The organism is Kitasatospora sp. NPDC058032 (assembly GCF_042885845.1).
Classification (GTDB): Bacteria; Actinomycetota; Actinomycetes; order Streptomycetales; family Streptomycetaceae; genus Kitasatospora.
The window spans coordinates 1-19,750 of record NZ_JBHVRK010000001.1; the positions used below are offsets into that span (position 1 = coordinate 1).

17 protein-coding genes and 1 riboswitch are annotated in these 19,750 nt (G+C 72.9%); of the genes, 8 read left to right on the forward strand and 9 right to left on the reverse strand.

Annotated elements, in window-relative coordinates:
- Positions 1–271 precede the first annotated feature (271 nt).
- From ACFVUH_RS00005 to ACFVUH_RS00015, 3 genes are read right to left on the reverse strand one after another with little or no spacing between them, the layout of a single operon-like run.
- The gene (locus ACFVUH_RS00005) at positions 272–1,366 is read right to left on the reverse strand and encodes a threonine aldolase family protein (RefSeq protein WP_387910740.1); all 1,095 of its coding nucleotides are present in this window, start codon (positions 1,364–1,366) and stop codon (positions 272–274) included.
- Entirely contained in the window at positions 1,363–2,121 is a 759-nt protein-coding gene (locus tag ACFVUH_RS00010) for an SDR family NAD(P)-dependent oxidoreductase (protein ID WP_387910057.1), read from the reverse strand. The genes ACFVUH_RS00005 and ACFVUH_RS00010 overlap by 4 nt, the downstream gene beginning before the upstream one ends.
- Positions 2,118–3,518 carry a DUF6421 family protein gene (locus ACFVUH_RS00015; protein WP_355376192.1) on the reverse strand — a complete coding sequence of 467 codons (1,401 nt, stop codon included), beginning with the start codon at positions 3,516–3,518 and terminating at the stop codon, positions 2,118–2,120. Before ACFVUH_RS00015 ends, ACFVUH_RS00010 begins: the two co-directional genes overlap by 4 nt.
- A gap of 334 nt (positions 3,519–3,852) precedes the next feature.
- Here ACFVUH_RS00015 and ACFVUH_RS00020 point away from each other — a divergent pair, with 334 nt between their 5' ends.
- Both ACFVUH_RS00020 and ACFVUH_RS00025 read left to right on the forward strand, forming a co-directional pair.
- Entirely contained in the window at positions 3,853–4,434 is a 582-nt protein-coding gene (locus tag ACFVUH_RS00020) for a DUF5134 domain-containing protein (RefSeq protein WP_387910059.1), read from the forward strand.
- Positions 4,435–4,611: 177 nt separating this feature from the next.
- Entirely contained in the window at positions 4,612–5,574 is a 963-nt protein-coding gene (locus ACFVUH_RS00025) for a M56 family metallopeptidase (RefSeq protein ID WP_355376198.1), read from the forward strand.
- Positions 5,575–5,667: 93 nt separating this feature from the next.
- Here ACFVUH_RS00025 and ACFVUH_RS00030 read toward each other — a convergent pair whose 3' ends face one another.
- Entirely contained in the window at positions 5,668–6,102 is a 435-nt protein-coding gene (locus ACFVUH_RS00030; protein ID WP_355376200.1) for a MarR family transcriptional regulator, read from the reverse strand.
- An 88-nt stretch (positions 6,103–6,190) separates the two neighbouring features.
- On the opposite strand from ACFVUH_RS00030, the gene ACFVUH_RS00035 reads away from it, so the two are divergent.
- On the forward strand, positions 6,191–7,714 hold the full coding sequence (locus ACFVUH_RS00035) for an MFS transporter (protein WP_355376203.1): 1,524 nt from the start codon (positions 6,191–6,193) through the stop codon (positions 7,712–7,714).
- A 266-nt stretch (positions 7,715–7,980) separates the two neighbouring features.
- Complete coding sequence (locus ACFVUH_RS00040; RefSeq protein WP_355376206.1) at positions 7,981–8,586, forward strand: TetR family transcriptional regulator; 606 nt, start codon at positions 7,981–7,983, stop codon at positions 8,584–8,586.
- Positions 8,587–8,692: 106 nt separating this feature from the next.
- Here ACFVUH_RS00040 and ACFVUH_RS00045 read toward each other — a convergent pair whose 3' ends face one another.
- Positions 8,693–9,559, reverse strand: a complete 867-nt coding sequence (locus ACFVUH_RS00045; protein WP_355376209.1) for a helix-turn-helix transcriptional regulator — start codon at positions 9,557–9,559, stop codon at positions 8,693–8,695.
- A gap of 414 nt (positions 9,560–9,973) precedes the next feature.
- Here ACFVUH_RS00045 and ACFVUH_RS00050 point away from each other — a divergent pair, with 414 nt between their 5' ends.
- Positions 9,974–10,501, forward strand: a complete 528-nt coding sequence (locus tag ACFVUH_RS00050; RefSeq protein ID WP_355376211.1) for an ATP-binding protein — start codon at positions 9,974–9,976, stop codon at positions 10,499–10,501.
- 352 nt (positions 10,502–10,853) lie between these two features.
- Here ACFVUH_RS00050 and ACFVUH_RS00055 read toward each other — a convergent pair whose 3' ends face one another.
- Positions 10,854–11,117 carry a DUF397 domain-containing protein gene (locus ACFVUH_RS00055; RefSeq protein WP_355376214.1) on the reverse strand — a complete coding sequence of 88 codons (264 nt, stop codon included), beginning with the start codon at positions 11,115–11,117 and terminating at the stop codon, positions 10,854–10,856.
- 514 nt (positions 11,118–11,631) lie between these two features.
- On the opposite strand from ACFVUH_RS00055, the gene ACFVUH_RS00060 reads away from it, so the two are divergent.
- Positions 11,632–12,552 (forward strand): hypothetical protein, encoded by a 921-nt coding sequence (locus ACFVUH_RS00060; RefSeq protein ID WP_387910062.1) that lies wholly within the window; start codon positions 11,632–11,634, stop codon positions 12,550–12,552.
- Between the two features lie 67 nt (positions 12,553–12,619).
- Here ACFVUH_RS00060 and ACFVUH_RS00065 read toward each other — a convergent pair whose 3' ends face one another.
- Positions 12,620–14,854: a hypothetical protein gene (locus ACFVUH_RS00065; RefSeq protein ID WP_387910064.1), complete on the reverse strand. Its 2,235-nt coding sequence runs from the start codon at positions 14,852–14,854 to the stop codon at positions 12,620–12,622.
- Positions 14,855–15,159: 305 nt separating this feature from the next.
- Positions 15,160–15,286: riboswitch (cyclic di-AMP (ydaO/yuaA leader) on the forward strand.
- Between ACFVUH_RS00065 and ACFVUH_RS00070 the strand changes: the two genes are divergently transcribed.
- Together ACFVUH_RS00070 and ACFVUH_RS00075 are read left to right on the forward strand one after the other, a co-directional pair.
- A complete protein-coding gene (locus ACFVUH_RS00070) occupies positions 15,273–16,478 on the forward strand; it encodes a transglycosylase family protein (RefSeq protein WP_387910066.1) in 1,206 nt (401 codons plus the stop codon). It overlaps the preceding riboswitch by 14 nt.
- Before the next feature lie 192 nt (positions 16,479–16,670).
- Positions 16,671–16,871 carry a hypothetical protein gene (locus ACFVUH_RS00075; protein ID WP_355374274.1) on the forward strand — a complete coding sequence of 67 codons (201 nt, stop codon included), beginning with the start codon at positions 16,671–16,673 and terminating at the stop codon, positions 16,869–16,871.
- Positions 16,872–16,947: 76 nt separating this feature from the next.
- Here ACFVUH_RS00075 and ACFVUH_RS00080 read toward each other — a convergent pair whose 3' ends face one another.
- Positions 16,948–17,967, reverse strand: a complete 1,020-nt coding sequence (locus tag ACFVUH_RS00080) for a LacI family DNA-binding transcriptional regulator (RefSeq protein ID WP_387792421.1) — start codon at positions 17,965–17,967, stop codon at positions 16,948–16,950.
- A gap of 25 nt (positions 17,968–17,992) precedes the next feature.
- On the reverse strand, positions 17,993–19,699 hold the full coding sequence (locus ACFVUH_RS00085) for an alpha-amylase family glycosyl hydrolase (RefSeq protein WP_387910068.1): 1,707 nt from the start codon (positions 19,697–19,699) through the stop codon (positions 17,993–17,995).
- Between the last annotated feature and the right edge of the window lie 51 nt (positions 19,700–19,750).

The following is a 19,750-nucleotide window of genomic DNA, read 5'->3' on the forward strand; positions in this document are numbered from 1 at the left end:
TGACTTTTGGCACGCTGTTGAGTTCTCAAGGAACGGACGCTTCCTTCAGGCGGCTTTCACACCGGCCCTCCGGGCGCTTCGTTCTTTCGTGTTTCGAGCTTATCAGATGTTTTCCGCTCCGTTTTCCGGAGTTTCATTCATCGGACTTCGCTTTCCGCTTGTCCCCGCTCTCTCGCGGCGACTCCGGAACTGTACGGGGACCGACCCGCCACATGCAAATCGTCCCGCCCTGCTGACGCAGGACGGGACGATCGGCGGTTCAAGCGGCGCCTCAGGCGCGGCCCATCTCCTCGGCGATGGCCGCCGCGAAGGCGTCGATGTCCGCCTCCGTGGTGTCGAACGCGCACATCCAGCGGACCTCGCCGGTGTGCTCGTTCCAGAAGTAGAAGCGGTAGCGCTTCTGCAGTCGCTCGCTCACCTCGCGCGGGAGGATCGCGAAGACCGCGTTGGCCTGGGCCGGGCGGACGACGGTCACGCCGTCGATCCCGCGGACCGCCGCCTCCAGGCGGCCGGCCATGGCGTTGGCGTGGCCGGCGTTGCGGAGGTAGAGGTCACCGGAGAGCAGTGCCTCGAACTGGACCGAGACGAAACGCATCTTCGACGCGAGCTGCATCGAGGTCTTGCGCAGGAACTTGATGTTCCGGACCTTCTCGGGGTTGAGCACGACCACGCACTCGCCGAACAGCAGGCCGTTCTTCGTGCCGCCGAAGGACAGCACGTCGACGCCCACGTCCGTGGTGAAGGCGCGCAGCGGGACGCCGAGCGAGGCGGCGGCGTTGGCCAGCCGCGAGCCGTCCACGTGGACCAGCATGCCGAGCTGGTGCGCGTGGTCGACGATCGCCCGGATCTCCTCCACGGTGTAGAGGGTGCCGAGCTCGGTGCTCTGGGTGATCGAGACCGCGAGCGGCTGCGCACGGTGCTCGTCGCCGTAGCCCCAGGCCTGCTGGTCGATGAGCTCGGGGGTGAGCTTGCCGTCCGGGGTGGGGACGGTGAGCAGCTTGATGCCGCCCATCTTCTCCGGTGCGCCGCCCTCGTCCACGTTGATGTGGGCGCTCTCGGCGGCGATCACCGCGCCCCAGCGCGGGAGCAGGGCCTGCAGGGCGACGACGTTGGCGCCGGTGCCGTTGAAGACGGGGTACGCCTCGGCCTGCTCGCCGAAGTGGCGGCGGAAGACGTCCTGCAGGTGGGTGGTGTAGTCGTCCTCGCCGTAGGCGATCTGGTGGCCGCCGTTGGCGAGGGCTATCGCGGTGAGGACCTCGGGGTGCACGCCGGCGTAGTTGTCGCTGGCGAAGCCGCGGACGGCGGGGTCGTGCCGCCGTACCGCGTCGGTGCGGCCGGAGGGGTCGGTCGCGGAGGGGTCGGTCATCGGGCTGTCAGCCACAGGTGCTGTCCGTTCAGTTCTTCTGCGGGGCGGTCCCAGAGGCCCGCCAGGTGGGCGGCGAGGTCGGCGGTGTCGGTGAAGCCGGTGAACTTGGCGTCCGGCTTCTCGGCCCGCATCTCGGGACTGACCAACGCCTTGATCACCAGGATCGCAGCCGCGGCGGTGGGCTTGCCGTCCTCGGCGGTGGTCTCCTTGCGGAAGGAGTCCGCCATGGCGAGCGTCCAGGCCTCGGTGGCGGCCTTGGCGGCGGCGTAGGCGGCGCCGCCCGCGGTGGGCTTGTGGGCGGCGGCGGCGGAGATCATCGCGTACCGGCCGGACTCGCTGCGGAGCAGGGCGGGCTGGAACGCCAGCGAGGTGTGCTGGAGGGTGCGCACGACGGTGTCGTGCAGGAAGTCCCAGTCGTCGAGTCGGCTGTCGAAGAAGGTCTTGCTGCCGCGCCAGCCGCCGACGAGGTGGATCACGCCGTCGACGTGGCCGTGCTCGGCCTCCAGGTGGTCGGCCCAGTCGTGGACCTCCTGCGGGTCGAGGAGGTCGATGACCTGGCCGCTGATCCGTGCGCCGCGGACGGCGACGCGGACGGTGTCGAGCGCGGACTCCAGGCGGCGGGCGTCGATGTCGGCGCCGATGACGGTGGCGCCGTCGGCGGCGAGGCGGCGCAGCACGGCCTGGCCGGCCGGGCCGCTGGCTCCGGCGACGGCGATGACCTTGCCGGTCAGCGGTCCCTTGGGTGCGGTGGTCACGCGGCAGCTCCCTGCAGGCCGGCACCGGTGATGCCGGCGGTCGAGGCGATGACGCCGCCGAGCTTCTTCGAGAGGGCCTCGTAGAACATGCTCAGCGGGAACTCGTCGGGGAGCACAGCGTCGCACAGGGCCTTGTTGAGCGCCTTGCCGTCGGTGATGTCGAGCGGGAGCGCCTCGGTGCCCTTCGCCCAGGTGGAGGCGGGGTGCGGGGTGAGGTAGCGGGAGACCAGCTCGTAGGCGGCGATCCAGTGGGCCGGCTTGGGGCGGTCGATGCCGTCGCGGTAGAGGGTCTCGATCTCGGCGCAGAGGGCGTTGGTGACCTGCGGGGCGCGCTCCCAGTCGATGCTGAGGCGGTTGTCGCGCCACTGGAGGGCGTTGTTCTTGTGCAGGTAGGCGAAGAGCAGCTGGCCGCCCATGCCGTCGTAGTTGCGCACGCGGTCGCCGCTGACCGGGAAGCGGAAGAGGCGGTCGAAGAGGACGGCGTACTGGACGTCGCGGGCGTGCTCGTTGCCCTCGGTCTCCAGCTGCACCGCCTCCTTGAAGGTGGTGAGGTCGCAGCGGAGCTCCTCCAGGCCGTACATCCAGAACGGGCTGCGCTGCTTGATCATGAAGGGGTCGAACGGCAGGTCGCCGTGGCTGTGGGTCCGGTCGTGGATGAGGTCCCAGAGCACGAAGGTCTGCTGCGAGCGCTCCTGGTCCTCCAGCAGGGCGGCGGCGTCGGCGGGGATCTCCAGGCCGAGCTGCTCGACGGCGTTGGTGGAGACGACGCGGAAGCGGGCGGCCTCGCGGTCGCAGAAGATGCCGCCCCAGGTGAAACGTTCCGGCGCCTTGCGCACGGCCACGGTCTCGGGGAAGAGGACGGCGGAGTTGGTGTCGTAGCCGGCCGTGAAGTCGTTGAAGGTGATCGGCACGAACATCGGGTTGTCGAAGCGGGTGCGCTCCAGCTCGGCGAGCCACTCGGGCCAGACGACGTTCAGCAGGACGGCTTCGAGGTTGCGGTCCGGGTTGCCGTTCTGGGTGTACATCGGGAAGACGACCAGGTGCTGCAGGCCGTCCTCGCGCTGGTCGGCGGGCTGGAAGGCGAGCAGCGAGTCCAGGAAGTCGGGCTCCCGGTAGCCGGTGTCGGCCCACTTGGCCAGGTCGGCGTCGACGGCGGCCAGGTAGGCGGCGTCGTGCGGGAAGTGCGGGGCCAGCTCGGCGACGGCGGTGCGCACGGTGGCGACCAGCGGGTCGACCGTGTGGCGCTGCACGGAGGCCAGGTCGATGGAGCCGTCCTTGGACTGCAGGGGGCGCAGGGTCTCGACGGCGTCCTTCAGACGCAGCCAGGCCGGGTGCTCGGCGAGGTTCTGGGCCGGGGCGTCGGCCGCCACAGCGAGCCTTGACGAAAGATTCTGCATCGGGGACTCACTTCGACAGGAGGGTTTCAACGAGACAACCATAAGTACGAAAGGTTCTTCCGTTCAAGGGGGGGCCGAGCGACGGATCTACGGCGACGCGTGTCCGGGGCGCGAACGGCGGCCGCGCGCACGGTCGGTGGGATCTTCCGGACAGGCCGGGCGAATCCCCCAAGGCGACCATGCCGCGCGGCTCCGGGCCCCGCCACCGGGGGGAGGTTCCGCGCCCGGCCTCCCGACCGGCACCTCCGTGCGCCCCCGTTCGCGCCCTGCTGCGGGCGGCGGCGGGCGCCGATCGTGGACGGGACGCCCGTCCGCGCCGCCCGGGAGGCCGCCGTTGCACGGTCCGAACCTGGTCAGCTGGCTGCTCGCCGTGCTCTCCGCGGCCTCCGGGGGCTACTGCCTCTCCCGGCTGCGCCACGCCCCGTGTCTTCCGGCGGACGGCGCGCCCGTCCCCGCGGGCGCCGGACCGCGGCGGCTGCGCGCCCACGAGTCGGACCTGGCCGAGGGACTGATGGGCTGCGGGATGGCGGCCATGGCGGTGACCGGGACGGCCGTACCGGGTGAGGTGTGGGCCTGGGTGTACGGTCCGCCCGCGGTGCTCCTGCTGCTCGTGGCCCTGTGCCGGCCGGCCCGGCGCGCGCACCGGCTGCACCACGCGGTCGGCGCGCTGGCGATGACGTACATGGCGCTGGTGATGACGGCCGCCCCCGGCCACGCCGGGCACCACGCGGCGGCGGGCTCGCCGGCGCTGACCGGCGCGCTGCTCGTCTACTTCGGCGGGTACGCGCTGTGGTCCGGCAGCCGGCTGCTGAGCGGGCCCGGCGGGGCGGTGCCGGTGCCCGCGGCGGCCGGGCTGCCCCGGGCCTGCCGGCTGTCGGTGGTCATCGGCATGTTCGCCATGCTCCTGACCATGTAGGACGTCCGCACCGGGACCGTCCGGCCGCCGTACGGCGCCACGGGAAGCCGCCACGCCGGAGCGCGGTCGTGGCGTTGGTCACTGGGCGACCGAAAGTCGTACCACCGCACCCCGGCAGCGCATAAGTTGGCGGGAAGCGCACTGTCGCGCTCCGTTTGCCCTCGGGGAGCCCATGCCATGACGGCCCTGCTCGGCCTGCTGCTGCTCGGACTGCTGCTCGCCACCGCCGCTCCCCGGCTGCTGGCCCGGGCGCGCTGGGTGGAGCGGGAACCGGTGCTGGCGCTGCTGGTCTGGCAGTGCCTGGTGGTGGCCGTGCTGCTGTGCTGCGCGCTGAGCCTGGTGCTGGCCGCGATGGCCGCCCTGCCCGCCCTGCGGGAGGTGCTGTTCTCCTGCGCGCCGAACGGCGTCGAGGCCGCGTACGGGCTGCACAACGCCGAGGGCTGGGGGCGGCTGTGCGCGGCGGTGCTGGCGGCGGGCGCTCTGCAGACGGCGTTCGCGCTGACCCGCGAGGTCCGTACGGCGAAGGCGCTGCGCGCCCGGCGGCACGCCCAACTGGCGAAGCTGTCACCGCCGTTGCCGGAGTCGATCGAGCCGGCCTCCGGTCAGGGCGCCCGGCCGCGCCGGGAGCGGCTGGTGGTGCTGGAGAACGTCCGCCCGGAGGCGTGGTCGCTGCCGGGGCAGGACTCCCGGCTGGTGGTGACCACCGGGGCGATGCGGCAGCTGACGGACCGGGAGCTGGCGGCGGTTCTCAGCCACGAGCGCGGGCACGTCCGGGCCCGGCACCACTGGCTGGCGCAGGTCGCCCAGGCGCTCGCTTCCGGATTCCCCGGGGTCGGGGTGTTCAGCGCCTTCCGGGACCAGGTCGGCGAGCTGGTGGAGCTGGCGGCGGACGACCGGGCGGCGCGCCGGCACGGGCGGCACACCACGGCGCTGGCGCTGGCCGAGATCAATCTGGGACGCGGGGTGTTCGGCTCCTGCCCGCCCGGGCTGGCGCAGTCCCCGAAGCGGGTGGACCGGCTGCTGGCGGGACGGCCGCGACTGTCGGTGCCGGGCCGGCTGCAGGTGACTCTGTTCGCCCTGGCGACGCCCGCCGCGGTCGTGGTGCTGGCCGCCGCGCCGGGACTGCTCGCCCTGCGCTGACCGCCGGGGCCATCGGGGCCACCGGCAACGCCGGGAGGACCGGGACTGCCGTGACGTGCAACCGGCCGGAAACACCGGCGAGTTGGCGAGAGGTCAGTCGGCGATCGGGGAGCCGCAGGCCGGCTCCGGGTCGTCGGCCAGGGTGAGCGAGAGCACCTCGCGGTGCAGCGGGCGCGCCTCGTTGTAGCGCCGGTGCCCCTCCTCGGTCAGCGCGACCTTGATGCCGCGCCGGTCCTCGACACACATCGCACGGGTGACCAGCCCGGCCTTCTCCAGCCGGCCGATCAGCCGGGAGAGCGCGCTCTGACTGAGGTGCACGGTGGGGGCCAGCTCCTGGACCCGCAGCCCGTGACCGGTGCCGTCGCAGCCCTCGACCAGGCGCTCCAGCACCTCGAACTCGCTCATGCCCAGGCCGAACTTCTCGCCGAGCTCACGGTCGAGCAGGCAGGAGGTCTGGGCATGCCGGGCCAGCAGGTCGCGCCACTGGGCGACCAGACCTGCCTCCGCCGGGGAGTCGAGTTCAGCCACGGCGCCACCGTACCACAGGCGCCAGCAACTTATGCGTTAACATCTTATTCACTTGCATTGGATGCACATGCATGTAGTCTCTTGGGCCATGACCACAGCGACCGCCACGACATCCGACGCACCGTCAGCTGCCGGAGGCCACTGGACCCCTCGCCTCTGGGGCACCCTGATCGTGCTCTGCGCCGCGCTCTTCCTGGACGCCCTGGACGTCTCGATGGTGGGCATCGCCCTCCCGTCCATCGGCTCCGAACTGCACCTCTCCACCTCCACCCTGCAGTGGGTGGTCTCCGGCTACGTGCTCGGCTACGGCGGCCTGCTGCTGCTCGGCGGCCGTACCGCCGACCTGCTCGGCCGCCGCCGGGTCTTCCTCACCGCGCTCGCCGTCTTCGCCGCCGCCTCCCTGCTCGGCGGCCTGGTCGACGACGGCGGCCTGCTGATCGCCGCCCGCTTCCTCAAGGGCGTCGCGGCCGCCTTCACCGCCCCGGCCGGCCTGTCGATCATCACCACGACGTTCCCCGAGGGCCCGGCCCGCAACCGGGCACTGTCCATCTACACCACCTGCGGCGCCAGCGGCTTCTCCCTCGGACTGGTGCTCAGCGGGCTGCTCACCTCGGTCGGCTGGCGCTGGACCTTCCTGATGCCGGTCCCGATCGCGCTGATCGCCCTGGCCTTCGCCGTCCGGCTGCTCCCCCGCCCGGCCGAGGAGAAGGCGCACGGCCGCTACGACGTGCTCGGCGCGATCACCGGAACCGCCTCCGTCCTGCTGCTGGTCTACACCGCCACCGAGGCCCAGGGCGCGGGCTGGCTCAGCCTGCGCACCCTGGGCTCGCTCGCCGTCGTGGTGCTGCTCGTCGCGGCCTTCCTGGTGGTCGAGAGCCGCACCGCGCACCCGCTGGTGCGCCTCGGCATCTTCCGCAACGGCGGGGTCGCCCGCGCCAACGTGATCGCCTTCGCGATGGCCGGCGCGTACGGCGGCTTCCAGTTCGTGGTCACCCTCTACCTGCAGGACCTGCTCGGCTGGTCGGCCCTGGCGATGGCGCTCGGACTGCTCCCGGCCGGGGCGATGATCGCCCTCTCGGCACCGTTCATGGGCCCGGTGGTGGACCGCTTCGGCACCGGCCGGCTGCTGCCGATCGGCCTGCTCGCCCTGGTCGGCGCGTTCGCGCTGTTCCTGCGGCTGGACGAGCACAGCTCGTACCCGGCGCTGGTGCTCCCGTCGATCGTCCTGCTCGGCGTCGGCTTCGCGCTGGCCTTCCCCTCGGTCAACATCGCCGCCACCGACGGGGTGGCCGACGAGGAGCAGGGGCTCGCCTCCGGGCTGGTGAACACCGCGATCCAGGTGGGCACCGCGGTCGTGCTGGCCGGCGCCACCGCGATCATCACCGCCGGCAACGGCGGCGGCACCAGCGCCCAGGCCCAGCTGGACGGCTACCGGCCCGCACTGCTCTTCGTCACCGGGGTCGCACTGGTCGGGCTGCTGATCGCGGTGACCGGCGCCGTACTCGACCGCCGGAAGAAGGCAACTCCCCTGCCGGTGCTGGACTATGATTATCCGTCAGTAAGCCGGGAAGACCTGGCTGAGCGGCGCGACGAGATCCTCAGCAAGAGCTGAGCGCCGAGCACCGGACGACGGGCGGCCCGGTCCCCGACCCGGGGTTCCCGGCACCCGTGTCCGGCCCCCGCCCTCGGACCGGGCGCCGGCTCTACCAAACCCCCGTGTTGGTAGAGCCGGCGCCTCCGTACGAACCGAACCGGACCGCCCGACCAAGGGCCGGACACCGCGGTTCGCCCGTCGGCCCGGCCAGTATATTGGCCGCCAGCCAACGAACGTACGGAGCAGACACGATGGCACCTCGCGGGGATTCGGTCAATGAGGAGATGCGTCAGCGCTCCCGGCGACGCATCATGCGGGCCACCGTCGAACTGGTCGACCAGCGCGGATACGCCGGGACCACGCTGACCGACATCGCCGAGCGGGCCGGACTCGCGCGCGGGCTGCTGTCCTACTACTTCGACGGCAAACGGCTGCTGATGCAGTCCGCGACCCACCGGATGATGCACCGGACGCTCTCCGCCGCCCTCGACGAGCTGGCCCCGGACGCGGGTCCGGAAGCCCGGCTCGCCCGGGCCATCGACGCGGTGCTCGGCCTGGCCGTGGACCACCCGCGGGTGATGCGCTCGCACCTCGCGCTGATCCTCGACCCGGACACCGGCGCCTTCGTCCAGGACCCGGAGCAGCAGCGGCTCGGCGCCCTCCTCCAAGGGCTGCTGCGCGACTGGGGCGCGCCCGACCCGGCGGCCGAGCACGCGGTGCTGCGCAGTGCGCTGATGGGCGGTTGCATAGGCCTGCTGCTGCCCGGGGCGGAGCTGCCGCTGGCCCCGATCCGCGCCGACCTGTTCCGCCGTTACGACCTGCCCTGGCAGCTGGGCCGCCCGCCGCAGCCGCTCCCGCCGGAACGGGAACGGCCGCCGGCCCGCGGCTGACCCGCGGCGCCCGGCGGCCGCTCCCCCGTCGTGCTCCGGTCACCTCCCGGTGTCCCGGTCCCTGGTCTCCCGGTTCCCGTTCTCCCGGTCGGCTCCCGGCTCGCGCTCAGCGCTCCTTCAGGATCGAGGACAGCAGGTCGATGGTGCGCTCGGGCGTGAGACTGTCCACGCAGAGCCGTTCCATGACCTGGATGTAGGCGTCCACGTCGTCGCGCTTGTCCAGGTACAGCGCACTGGTCAGCTGCTCCAGGTAGACCACGTCGGCGAGGTCCTGCTCGGGGAAGCGCAGGATGGTGAACGCACCGGACTCACCCGCGTGCGCGCCGAAGCGGAACGGCATGACCTGGATGACCACGTTGGCCTGCTCGGCGGCGTCGATCAGGTACTGGACCTGGCCGCGCATCACCTTCGGCCCGCCGACCGGCCGGCGCAGCGCGGCCTCGTCGATGACCGCCCAGAGCCGCGGGCTGTTGCCCTCGGTGAGCAGCTTCTGGCGGCGCATGCGCAGGCTGACCCGGCGCTCCACCTCCTCCTCGCTGATCACCGGCCGACTCTGGCCGAAAACCGCCCGTGCGTACTCCTCGGACTGGAGCAGGCCGGGGACGAACTGGACCTCGTAGGTACGGATGAGGGCAGCGGCCTCCTCGAGGCCGACGTAGGTCTGGAACCAGCCCGGCAGGACGTCGTTGAAGCTGTGCCACCAGCCCGACTTGTTCGCCTCGCGGACCAGGCCGAGCAGAGCCTCGCGTTCGAGGCCGTCGTCCACGCCGTAGAGGCTGAGCAGGTCGGCGACGTCGCGTTCCTTGAAGCTGACCCGGCCGAGTTCCATGCGGCTGATCTTGGACTCGGAGGCGCGAATCGCGTAGCCCGCATCCTCGCGGGTGATGCCGCGCGTCTCGCGGAGCCGGCGCAGCTGGGAGCCGAGGAGGATCCGGCGGACCATCGAGCCGCCGCCCGGCTGAACTGTGGTCATGCGGTCCTAACCTCCACCTAGGGCAAACAGCGCACAGTCTGCCATCAGTTGAGCGCTCACGGTGCCGATACTGACGGATGTTCCTATCAGTTCTGCACTCCATGCACCAGGATGCACGTGCATCCGGCGCTTGCATATGCCATTTGAACGACTGCACGTGAATCGACTCTTGCATCTGCAGTGAGCGCAGAGCACGATGGTGCACGTGCACCTGCACATCCCTGGCAATCCCGCGGGCTCCGCGTCGACCCCACGCGCGATTCCGTGCACCGGCCCGGCAGCGCCCCCGCGCCTCCGGGCCCTCGTGCGCGCGCGCCTGGTCGAGGGGCGGCCTCGCGGCCGAGCGAGTCGGAGGTGACCGGCATGACCCCGGCGGGTCCAGCCGTGTCCGCCCCCTTATGGGAGGAGCTCTTCATGAGCACCGGAACGGCTTTGGCAGTCGACCCCCATGTGGTCACCTGTACGCTCGCTCCCCGCTATGAGGCTGTGAGAACCGCGCGCGACTTCGCCAGGACCGCCCTGCAGCGCTGGGGGCTGGGCGAGCTCTTCGACGACGTCGCGCTGGTGGCATCGGAGCTGGTGACCAACGCGCTGCGGCACGCGATCGGCGCGTGTCCCACCGCGGCGGACGACTACGACTTTCCCACGCATCCGGCGGCGGAGAGCCGGCTGCCGATCCGAATAAGCCTCGTGCACCGCGCCCCCCAGATCGTCTGCGCGGTGAGCGATCCCAGCAGCGCCGGCCCGGTGGCCCGGGAGGCGGACTTCGTGGCGGAGTCCGGCCGGGGCCTGCACCTGGTCGACTCGTTCAGCCGTTCCTGGGGCTGGCACCCGCTGGGCAGCGGCAAGGTCGTCTGGGCGCTGTTCGAGGCGGAGGAGGCGCAGCGGTTGGCGCCCGCCCCGGTGGCCGAGTTCGGCGGACGGCACCGGCGTTCGGCCTGACCGACGTCCGAGGGCATCGCGTCCGACGGCGCGAGCGCGTGGAATCACCACAGCACGGCGAACGGCACCCCGGCAGCGGCGACCGGCGGCCCTCGGGCAGCGGGCACCGGCGGCCCACCGGTGGTGGCGGCGCCGTGATCCGCGCGCGGCGGCGGTCCGGACGGGACCGCGCGACGAAGGCTTCGCGGCGAAGGCCCGGAACGACGGCTCCGGAACGACGGCTCCGGAACGACGGCTCCGGACCGGAACAAGGCTCCGGAGCGACGGCTCCGGGCGAGGCCTTCAGGAAAAGACAAAGGCCGTCGTGGTGTCAGCACCCACGACGGCCCCCCGATGTGAAGCCGGCGGCCGGTCAGACCGCCAGGTGGTCGAACTCCCCGTCCTTCGCCCCCAGGAGCAGTGCGGCGATCTCGGCGCGGGTGTAGATGAGCGCCGGACCGTCCGGGAACCGCGAGTTGCGCATCGCCACCTCGCCCCCGGGGAGTGCGGCGAACTCGACGCAATTGCCCTGGGAGTTGCTGTGCAGGCTCTTCTGCCAGACCACGCCCTCAAGGTCGGTCGCGGCCATCCCGTTGTACGTGTCGGACGTGTCGAACGTGTCGTGCGTGTCGTGCATAGAAATCTCCCGAAGAGCTCCGGAGTGGGTCGTTCAGCTCGGCGCCCCGGCCCCGGCCGAACGGACGGGCCGGCCCCGTACCGGCCCGGCACACCGCCTCACTTGACGTGATGATAGCTCCAGTGCACGTGCATCAGCACGGGACGTTGCAGGTGCACGGCCTTTTCGACACCGAACCGGAACTCTTCACGAGGCGCCCGCCTGACGGTACGTAAACGGACAAAGCCGACTGAATCGGCAAGCCACCGATAACCGCCCGTAGGCGGTCACCCTCCGATTGTTGATCTTCGAACGCCCGGAGTCGCCCTTTCGTGACCCTCCGTCAGGCCGCCCGCGCGCTGTGAGACATCTCACGCGCCGGACCGGCAACGCGGTTCCCGTTCCGGCGCATCTGAACGGGTACCGGGAGAACTGCCGCCCGAGGGCCGGTTATGTCCGGTTTTCACGGTGGCCGTCCCCCTCGGTTCGGCAGCCGACTGCGGGGCGGGCGGACCGATGTCCTACGATCTCCGCCATGAGCACCGCAGCCATCCCGGGCGCGCCACTGCCCGTCCGCACTCCAGGCTCCCGTGCGCGGGGGCGCCACCGCCGTCCCGAGCGCCCCGAGATCCCGGCCGGTTCCCCGGCCCTGCTGCTCGCCGTCCCCGCGGCCGCCGGGCCGGAATCCCGGCCCGTCGTCGAGGAGCTGCTGTCCATCGTCCGCAGCGAGCAGAACGGCGTGCGGACCGCCGCCGGCTACCTGCCCTCCGGTGGCAACGAGGGCGAGGCTGGCGGTGAGCGCACCGTCGCCGAGCTGCTGGCGGAGGCGGCCGAGGCCGGCCTGCCCGCGCCGGTCGTGGTGCCGCTGGTGCCCGGCCCGCACGACTTCCTCCCCCACCTGCACGCGCTGGCCGCCCAGTACGGCGCCCCGGTGACCGACGCGCTCGGCCCGCACCCGCTGCTCGCCGAAGCCGTCCACGTCCGCCTCTCCGAGGCCGGGCTGGCGCGCGCCGACCGGGCCCGGCTGTTCGCCATCGCGACCGCCGCCGACGGCGTGGTGCTCACCACCGTCGGCGGGCAGGTCGCCGCCGACGCCGCCGGCATCACCGGCATGCTGCTGGCCGCCCGGCTCGCCGTGCCGGTGGTCGCCGCCGCGCTGGACCTGCCCGGCTCGGTGGCCGACGCCGTCGCCCACCTCAAGGAGATGGGTGCCCAGAACCCGGCGCTGGCCCCGCTGGTGATCGGCCCCGAGGCGGACGCCGAGCTGCTCGCCGCGGCGGCCGAGGAGTCCGGCTGCCCGTCGGCCGCGCCGCTGGGCGCGTACCAGGCGGTCGGCCAGCTGGTCGCCTCCACCTACCTGGCCACGCTGCCGGCCTTCGACCCCGAGGACGGGGCCGAGGAGGCCGGCGCGGAGGAGGGCGCGGCGCGCGCCGCCGGCCGGCACGCCGCCCAGTAGCACCCACCGCGCGAAGCCACCGCGCGCAGGGCCCGGAACGGTTCGTCCGTTCCGGGCCCTCCGGCGTCTACCGGCCCACCCGGGTGGTGGGCGCGGCGGCGTCCTTCAGTCGCAGCGCGGGCGGCTGCACCGGCCGCGACTGGCCGGCCAGGGTGGGCACCACGGCCGCGGCGGCGTTCCACTGCGGCTGGGCGGTGCCCTCCTCGCCGGCCCGGCGCACCTGGAGCACCTCGGTGGAGCCGGCCCGGCGCAGCAGGATGTTCTTGGGCGGCCCGGCCTCCGGGTCCAGCCACAGTTCGTTGCCTCCGAACTCGCAGTCCAGTACCAGCAGGTCGTCCGGCTTGCCGTCGGCCCCGGCGCGGAAGGCGATCCCGGCCCGGCGGTAGCCGGTGAAGCGGCAGCGGCCGAAGGTGACGGACTCGCCGGCGAGTTCGTGCCGGGTGGTGGAGACCGCGAAGTCGCTGTGCCCGGCGGCGTCGATCAGCAGGCCGTCGAAGACGGTGCCCTTGTCCCGGCCGAGCGCGTGCAGGGCCACTCCCCCGGCTGCGTTGCCGTAGAGCACGCTCGCGGTGTAGTCGAAGTCGTTGAGGTAGGCGCCGTGCTCGATGCCCCAGCCGCCGTTGTGGTAGGCGGCGAACTCGGTGACCACATGGTGCTGCTTGGCGTTGAGCCAGACGAAGATGCCATCCTGCAGGTTGTTGTGGGCCAGGCAGCGCTGGAAGGTCCAGACGCCCTCGCTGTTCTCCGGCCACTCGAAGCCGGAGGCGCCGTTGGCCCCCCGCACACCGACCGCCACGCAGTCCAGCGCCTTGCCGCCGGTGCCGGCGCCGAGGTTGAAGCCGGTCAGCCGGTAGGCGCGGGGGTTGGGTTCGAGCAGGGTGCGGGAGGCCACGCAGGACTCGTAGACGATGTCGTCGGAGGGCTGCTGGGGGGTGCGGGTGTCCAGCGGCCCGTCCCACCAGTAGGCGTCCTCCCAGGTCTCGTGGCTGATGCAGCCGCGGAAGGTGATGCCGTGACTGGCGTGCGGGACGTACGCGTGGCTGCCGGCGTCGCGGACCACCACGCCCTCGACGACGGTGCCGCGGGCGGCGTCGCCGAGCCGGTGGAAGTGCAGGCCGTAGCGGCCGAGCACCGGCGCGGTGACCGGGGCGGAGCCGTCCGGGCCCTTCCAGGTCTCCTTGGTACCGGCGCGCGGGCCGACCCAGCGCAGCGCGGTGTGCCGGACGTCGGCGCGGCGGGAGCTGGTGAGGTGGACGTGGCTGCGGCCCTTCGCGGTGCCCTCGACCCGGACGCTGCGGGTCAGGTTGAGCACCTCGGCGCCGACGGTGACGCCCCCTCCGGCGGCGACCTTCGGGTGGGGGTGCTCGAGCGGGGTGTCCAGGGTGACGGTGGTTCCGCTGACGGACCGGATGGTGACGAGGTCGTAGCGGTCGGCGAAGCCCTCCTGGTCGGGCGGGCCGGTCGGGGTGACGGCGAGTTCGTCGCCGGGCAGCCAGCCGGCGGGCGGGGCGGCCAGGGCGAGGGCGGTGTCGCCGGCCCTGAGCTCGCCCTCGGCGCGGACCCAGGCGGTCTTGGCGGCGCCGTCCAGTCGCAGGTAGCCGGCGCCGGTGACCCAGAGGCCGACGTCGGTGTCGACCACCTTCATGCCGTCGCCCTGGAAGCGCTTCTCGTCGACGCCGGGGAAGCGCAGGGTGTGGACGTGGGCGCCGTCGGGGGCGAGGGCGAGGGCGCCGCGGACCTCGACGTTGCCGGTGGCGGCGAGGGTGAGGGTGCGGTCGGCGGCGAAGGTGAGCGCGCCGCCGGGCTCGACCAGCAGGGAGCCGACCTCGGCGTCGGTGTCGAGCAGCACCCGGTCGGTGATCCGTACGGCGCTGCGCGGGCCGGGCGGGTTGCCGCCCCAGCCGGCCCGGTCGGACCAGCGGCGTCCGCCCTGGTCCACGGTGGGCGCGGGGGCGGGCTGTTCGGGGGCTCCGCTGCCCGGCGGGCCGGTGCCGTCCGGCGGGGCGCCGCCGTGGCCGCCGTCGGGGCCCATCGGTCCGGCGGCCTCGGTCGGGGTCGTCCCGATGACGGCGGCCGGGGTGACGAGCCGGGTCTCGCCGGTCAGCGAGCGGCGCAGGACCTCCTCCCCGCTGATCGCCGCGAAGGCGGTGCCGACGGCGAGCCAGCGCAGTAACGCCCGGCGGGTCAGGTGAGTTCGGGATGGTTCGGGTGGGATGTCCGCTCTGCGGTGCTTTGCCCGGCGATGCGCTCCAGCCGGCCGAACGGCCGAACGGGAGGCGTCCGGCTCCTCGTCGATGCCCATCGGTGCGTAGCCCTCTCCCCGGACGGCTGCGGCGTGCCGGCGTGCCGCCGACGCTCTGAAGCATAGGCAGTTGCACGGGCCACGACCGGCGTTGCGGGAAATCGGTCATTTCTGATCATGAAGGACAGCCATTCGGCCGGGCCTTCGCAAACCGTGATGAGCGTCACACATGTTTGCGGTTTGAACGCGCCTCTGCTTAACGTGCTCCCCGTTCGTGGCCACACGGACCCAGTTCGTCCGCGACGCCGAGTCCTGCCGTCGGGCGCACTGGCAGCGCAATGCACCACGGCAGGAGCGGGGGAACCACAGGTAGTTCGCCCAGGACCGGTCCACGGACCGGCCCGGGGCTAGGGGTGAAGCCGCGTCCACAGCGCGGCCGGGCAACTCCAGCCCGAATCCGACAGCTCACCTCGCAGGCGTGGGAGAGGACCGCGTCTTCATGCTGCCCACCAACGGCACCCGACTGTCCGGCCGTACCCGTCGCGCGATCGCCACCCTCGGCGTCGCGGGCATCGGCCTCACCATCCCCTGCCTGACCGCCGGCACCGCCTCGGCCGCCTCCGTCGCCACCTGGGACAAGGTCGCCCAATGCGAGAGCGGCGGCAACTGGAGCATCAACACCGGCAACGGCTTCTACGGCGGCCTCCAGTTCACCAACTCCACCTGGGCCTCGTTCGGCGGCACCGGCTACGCCGCGCGCGCCGACCTGGCCACCAAGGACCAGCAGATCGCGATCGCCGAGAAGGTCCTGGCCGTGCAGGGCCCCGGCGCCTGGCCGGTCTGCTCGGTCCAGGCCGGTCTGACCAAGGGCGGCGCCCCGGCCGCGGTGGACACCTCCTCCGCCGCCGCCACCAAGCCGGCCGCCCAGACTCCGGCCCCGGCCGCCAAGCCGGCCGAGAAGCCCGCCGAGAAGCCCGCCACGGCCCCGCAGAACCGGCAGTGGCGTCAGCAGGCCGGTCAGCAGGCCGCCGAGGACTACACCGTGGTCGCCGGCGACTGGCTGTCCACCATCGCCGACCGGCACCAGGTCCAGGGCGGCTGGCAGCGGCTGTACGAGCTCAACCGCGCCACCCTGACCGACGGCCCGCACGCCATCTACCCGGGCCAGCACCTGACCCTCGGCGAGCGCGCCACCGGCCAGGGCTTCGACTGGTTCAACCGCGACCAGGGCGGCACCCAGGGCCAGGCCCGAACCCCGGCCACCCCGCCCGCGACCGAGCCCGCCGCGCAGGCCGGGACCCCGGCCCCCGCCCCGACCGCCACCGGCAGCATGGCCGCCGCCGTCGCCTTCGCCCAGTCGAAGGTCGGCCAGGCCTACGTCTACGGCGGCACCGGCAACGGCGGCTGGGACTGCTCCGGCCTCACCCAGGCCGCGCTGCGCGCCGCGGGCATCTCCGTCCCGCGCGTCGCCGCCGACCAGGCCGCCGCGTCCACCCACGTCTCGCTGGACGCCCTCAAGCCGGGCGACCTGCTGTTCTGGTCCAACAACGGCAAGGACTCCGGCGTCTACCACGTCGCGCTCTACATCGGCGACGGCAGGTACGTCGAGGCCGCCAACCCGAGCTCGGGCGTGCGCGTCCAGACCGTCGCCAACTGGGCCCCGGACTTCGCCGGCCGGGTCTGACCCCGCGACACCGTCACACCTGCCACACCTGCCGCACCGTCACACCGACGCCCCCGGGGAGAGTCCTGCCGCTCCTCCCCGGGGGCTTCGGCCTGTCCGGACGTGCTGCGGCGGGTCCGGGCGCCGCACGGCCGTGGCCGAACGGGGGCCGCAGCGGGCATGCTGCTGCCCTGCCCCCGAGAAGGAGTCACCATGGCCCAGGTCACCGTCTCGCTCGACGCCGATCTCGCGATCGACGTGATGATGCTGTCCGGCACCAGCAGCCCGCAGGACGCCGTCGAACTGATCCTCCGCGACTACCTGGAGCGGGGCCGGCGCACCGAGGCCCGCACCGGCGACGCCGCCGACGGCCACCGGGTGTCCCAGGAGCGCCCCCACGCCCAGGAGGGCTGAGCCCGGGAACGCCCGAGGACCCGGGCACGCCGAAGGGGCCCGGGAGCAGCTCGCTCCCGGGCCCCTCCCCATCCGCTCAGCGTGCGCGGGCGCCGGTCGACCCGCGCATCACCAGCTCCGGCTGGAACATGAACTCCCCGCGCTGCGCGGCGTTCCCGCCGACCTCCTCCAGCAGCGCGTCCACCGCCGCGGTGGCCATCGCCTCCACCGGCTGGCGCACGGTGGTCAGCGGCGGCTCGGTGAAGGCGATCAGCGGCGAGTCGTCGAAGCCGACCACCGACACGTCCTGGGGCACCGACAGACCCCGCTGCCGGACCGCCCGGATCGCGCCGAGCGCCATCATGTCGCTGCCGCAGACGATCGCCGTGCAGCCCTTGTCGAGCAGCGCCCCGGCCGCCGCGTGCCCGCCCTCCACGCTGAACAGCGTGTGGTGGACGAGCCCCTGGGCCTCCTGCGCGGTGTACCCCAGCACCTCGCGCATGGCCGCGGTGAAGCCCTCGATCTTGCGCAGCACCGGCACGTACCGCTGCTGGCCGACCGCCAGGCCGATCCGCTCGTGGCCGAGTTCGGCCAGGTGCTGGACGGCCATCCACATCGCGGCCCGGTCGTCGGGCGAGATGAACGGCGCGTCGATCCGCTCGCTGTAGCCGTTGATCAGCACGAACGGCACCCCGCGTCCGGCCAGCCGGGCGTACCGGTCGTGGTCGGCGGTGGAGTCGGCGTGCAGACCGGAGACGAAGACGATGCCCGCCACGCCCCGGTCGACCAGCATCTCGACCAGTTCGTCCTCGGTCGAGCCGCCCGGCGTCTGGGTGCAGAGCACCGGTGTGAAGCCGTGCCGGCTGAGCGCCTGCTCGATCACCTGGGCCAGCGCCGGGAAGATCGGGTTGCTCAGCTCCGGGGTGATCAGCCCGATCAGCCCGGCGCTGCGCCGGCGCAGCCGGGTCGGCCGCTCGTAGCCGAGCACGTCCAGGGCCGCCAGCACGGTCTGCCGGGTGGTGGCCGAGACGTTGGCCTTGCCGTTGAGCACGCGGGAGACGGTGGCTTCGCTGACCCCCGCCTGCGCCGCGATGTCTGAGAGTCGCGCCGTAGTCACGGTTCCAGAGCCTATTGCAACCACGTCAGACCGCCCACCAGTCGGTGCTGTCCGCGGCGAGCACCGCCTCGCCGTCCGTCACCACCGGGTCGGCGTCGGCGGAGGTGAGCAGCAGCCGGCCGGGGGCCGGTATGCGCACCGGGGCTCCGGTGGTGTTGACGGTGCAGACGAAGGAGCCGCGGCGGAAGGCCAGGGTGCCCTCGGGGCTGTCCAGCCATTCGACGTCGGTGCCGGCGCCGAGTTCGGGGCGGGCCCGGCGCAGGGCCAGCGCCGAGCGGTACAGCTCCAGGGTGGACGTCGGGTCACCGGTCTGCGCCTCGACGCTGAGCGCCGCCCACTCGGCGGGCTGCGGCAGCCAGGACGGGCCGCCGGCAGTCGGGCCGAAGCCGTACGGGGCCTCGGTGCCGGACCACGGGATCGGGACGCGGCAGCCGTCGCGGTAGCCGTCCTGGCCGGCCTGGCGGAAGAACGACGGGTCCTGGCGGACCTCGTCGGGCAGGTCGGTGACGTCCGGCAGGCCGAGTTCCTCGCCCTGGTAGACGTAGGCGGAGCCGGGCAGGGCGAGCATCAGCAGGGTGGCGGCGCGGGCGCGGCGCAGGCCGAGCGGGCGGTCGCCGGGGGTGCGGATCTGGGTGCCGAGGCCGGGCGGGTTGGCGAACCGGGTGGCGTGCCGGGTGACGTCGTGGTTGGAGAGCACCCAGGTGGTGGGGGCGTCGACCGGGCGCATCGAGTCGAGCGAGAGGTCGATCACCGCGCGCAGCTCGGCGGCGTCCCAGGAGGTGCCCAGGTACTGGAAGTTGAAGGCCTGGTGCAGTTCGTCGGGGCGCACGTAGTTGGCGGTGCGCTGGACGGTGGGGGTCCAGGCCTCGGCGACGCCGATCCGCTCGCCCGGGTACTCGTCGAGGATCGTGCGCCAGCTGCGGTAGACGGCGTGCACGCCGTCCTGGTCGAAGAAGGGCATGACGTCGTTGCCGAGCAGCCTGAGCTGGTCGGCGCCGCCGAGGTCGGGCAGGCCGGGGGCCTTGACCAGGCCGTGGGCGACGTCGATGCGGAAGCCGTCGACGCCCATGTCCAGCCAGAAGCGCAGGATGGAGCGGAACTCGTCGGCGACGGCCGCGTTGTCCCAGTTGAAGTCGGGCTGCTCCGGGGCGAACAGGTGCAGGTACCAGTCGCCGGGGGTGCCGTCCGGGTCCTGGGTGCGGGTCCAGGCCGGGCCGCCGAAGATGGATTCCCAGTCGTTGGGCGGCAGTTCGCCGTTCTCGCCCTTGCCGGGGCGGAAGTGGTAGCGGTCGCGCAGCGGGGAGCCGGGGCCCTCGCGCAGGGCGCGCTTGAACCACTCGTGCTGGTCGGAGGAGTGGTTGGGGACGAGGTCCACGATGATCCGCAGGCCCAGCTGGTGCGCGTCGCGGATCAGCGCGTCGGCGTCCAGCAGGGTGCCGAACATCGGGTCCACGGCGCGGTAGTCGGCGACGTCGTAGCCGGCGTCGGCCTGCGGGGAGGCGTAGAACGGCGAGAGCCAGACGGCGTCCACGCCGAGGTCGCGCAGGTAGGGCAGGCGGCTGCGGATGCCGGGCAGGTCGCCCATGCCGTCGCCGTTGGAGTCGGCGAAGCTGCGCGGGTACACCTGGTAGATGACCGCGTCCCGCCACCAGCCTCGGTCCGCGGCGGCACCGGCCTCGTGAGCGGTGGCGTCGGTGGCGGGCCGGGAGGTGTCGGCCAGGTTCTGGGTCATGGACGGTATCCCTTGGGAAGTGGCGGGCGGAGCTGTCGGGACGTCGGCGGG

Coding starts and splice junctions, on each gene's coding strand:
- ACFVUH_RS00005 (WP_387910740.1), bottom strand. CDS start 1,366: ATGACCGACCCCTCCGCGACCGACCCCTCCGGCCGCACCGACGCGGTA.
- ACFVUH_RS00015 (WP_355376192.1), bottom strand. CDS start 3,518: ATGCAGAATCTTTCGTCAAGGCTCGCTGTGGCGGCCGACGCCCCGGCC.
- ACFVUH_RS00025 (WP_355376198.1), top strand. CDS start 4,612: ATGACGGCCCTGCTCGGCCTGCTGCTGCTCGGACTGCTGCTCGCCACC.
- ACFVUH_RS00035 (WP_355376203.1), top strand. CDS start 6,191: ATGACCACAGCGACCGCCACGACATCCGACGCACCGTCAGCTGCCGGA.
- ACFVUH_RS00040 (WP_355376206.1), top strand. CDS start 7,981: ATGCGTCAGCGCTCCCGGCGACGCATCATGCGGGCCACCGTCGAACTG.
- ACFVUH_RS00045 (WP_355376209.1), bottom strand. CDS start 9,559: ATGACCACAGTTCAGCCGGGCGGCGGCTCGATGGTCCGCCGGATCCTC.
- ACFVUH_RS00050 (WP_355376211.1), top strand. CDS start 9,974: ATGAGCACCGGAACGGCTTTGGCAGTCGACCCCCATGTGGTCACCTGT.
- ACFVUH_RS00055 (WP_355376214.1), bottom strand. CDS start 11,117: ATGCACGACACGCACGACACGTTCGACACGTCCGACACGTACAACGGG.
- ACFVUH_RS00060 (WP_387910062.1), top strand. CDS start 11,632: ATGAGCACCGCAGCCATCCCGGGCGCGCCACTGCCCGTCCGCACTCCA.
- ACFVUH_RS00065 (WP_387910064.1), bottom strand. CDS start 14,854: ATGGGCATCGACGAGGAGCCGGACGCCTCCCGTTCGGCCGTTCGGCCG.
- ACFVUH_RS00075 (WP_355374274.1), top strand. CDS start 16,671: ATGGCCCAGGTCACCGTCTCGCTCGACGCCGATCTCGCGATCGACGTG.
- ACFVUH_RS00085 (WP_387910068.1), bottom strand. CDS start 19,699: ATGACCCAGAACCTGGCCGACACCTCCCGGCCCGCCACCGACGCCACC.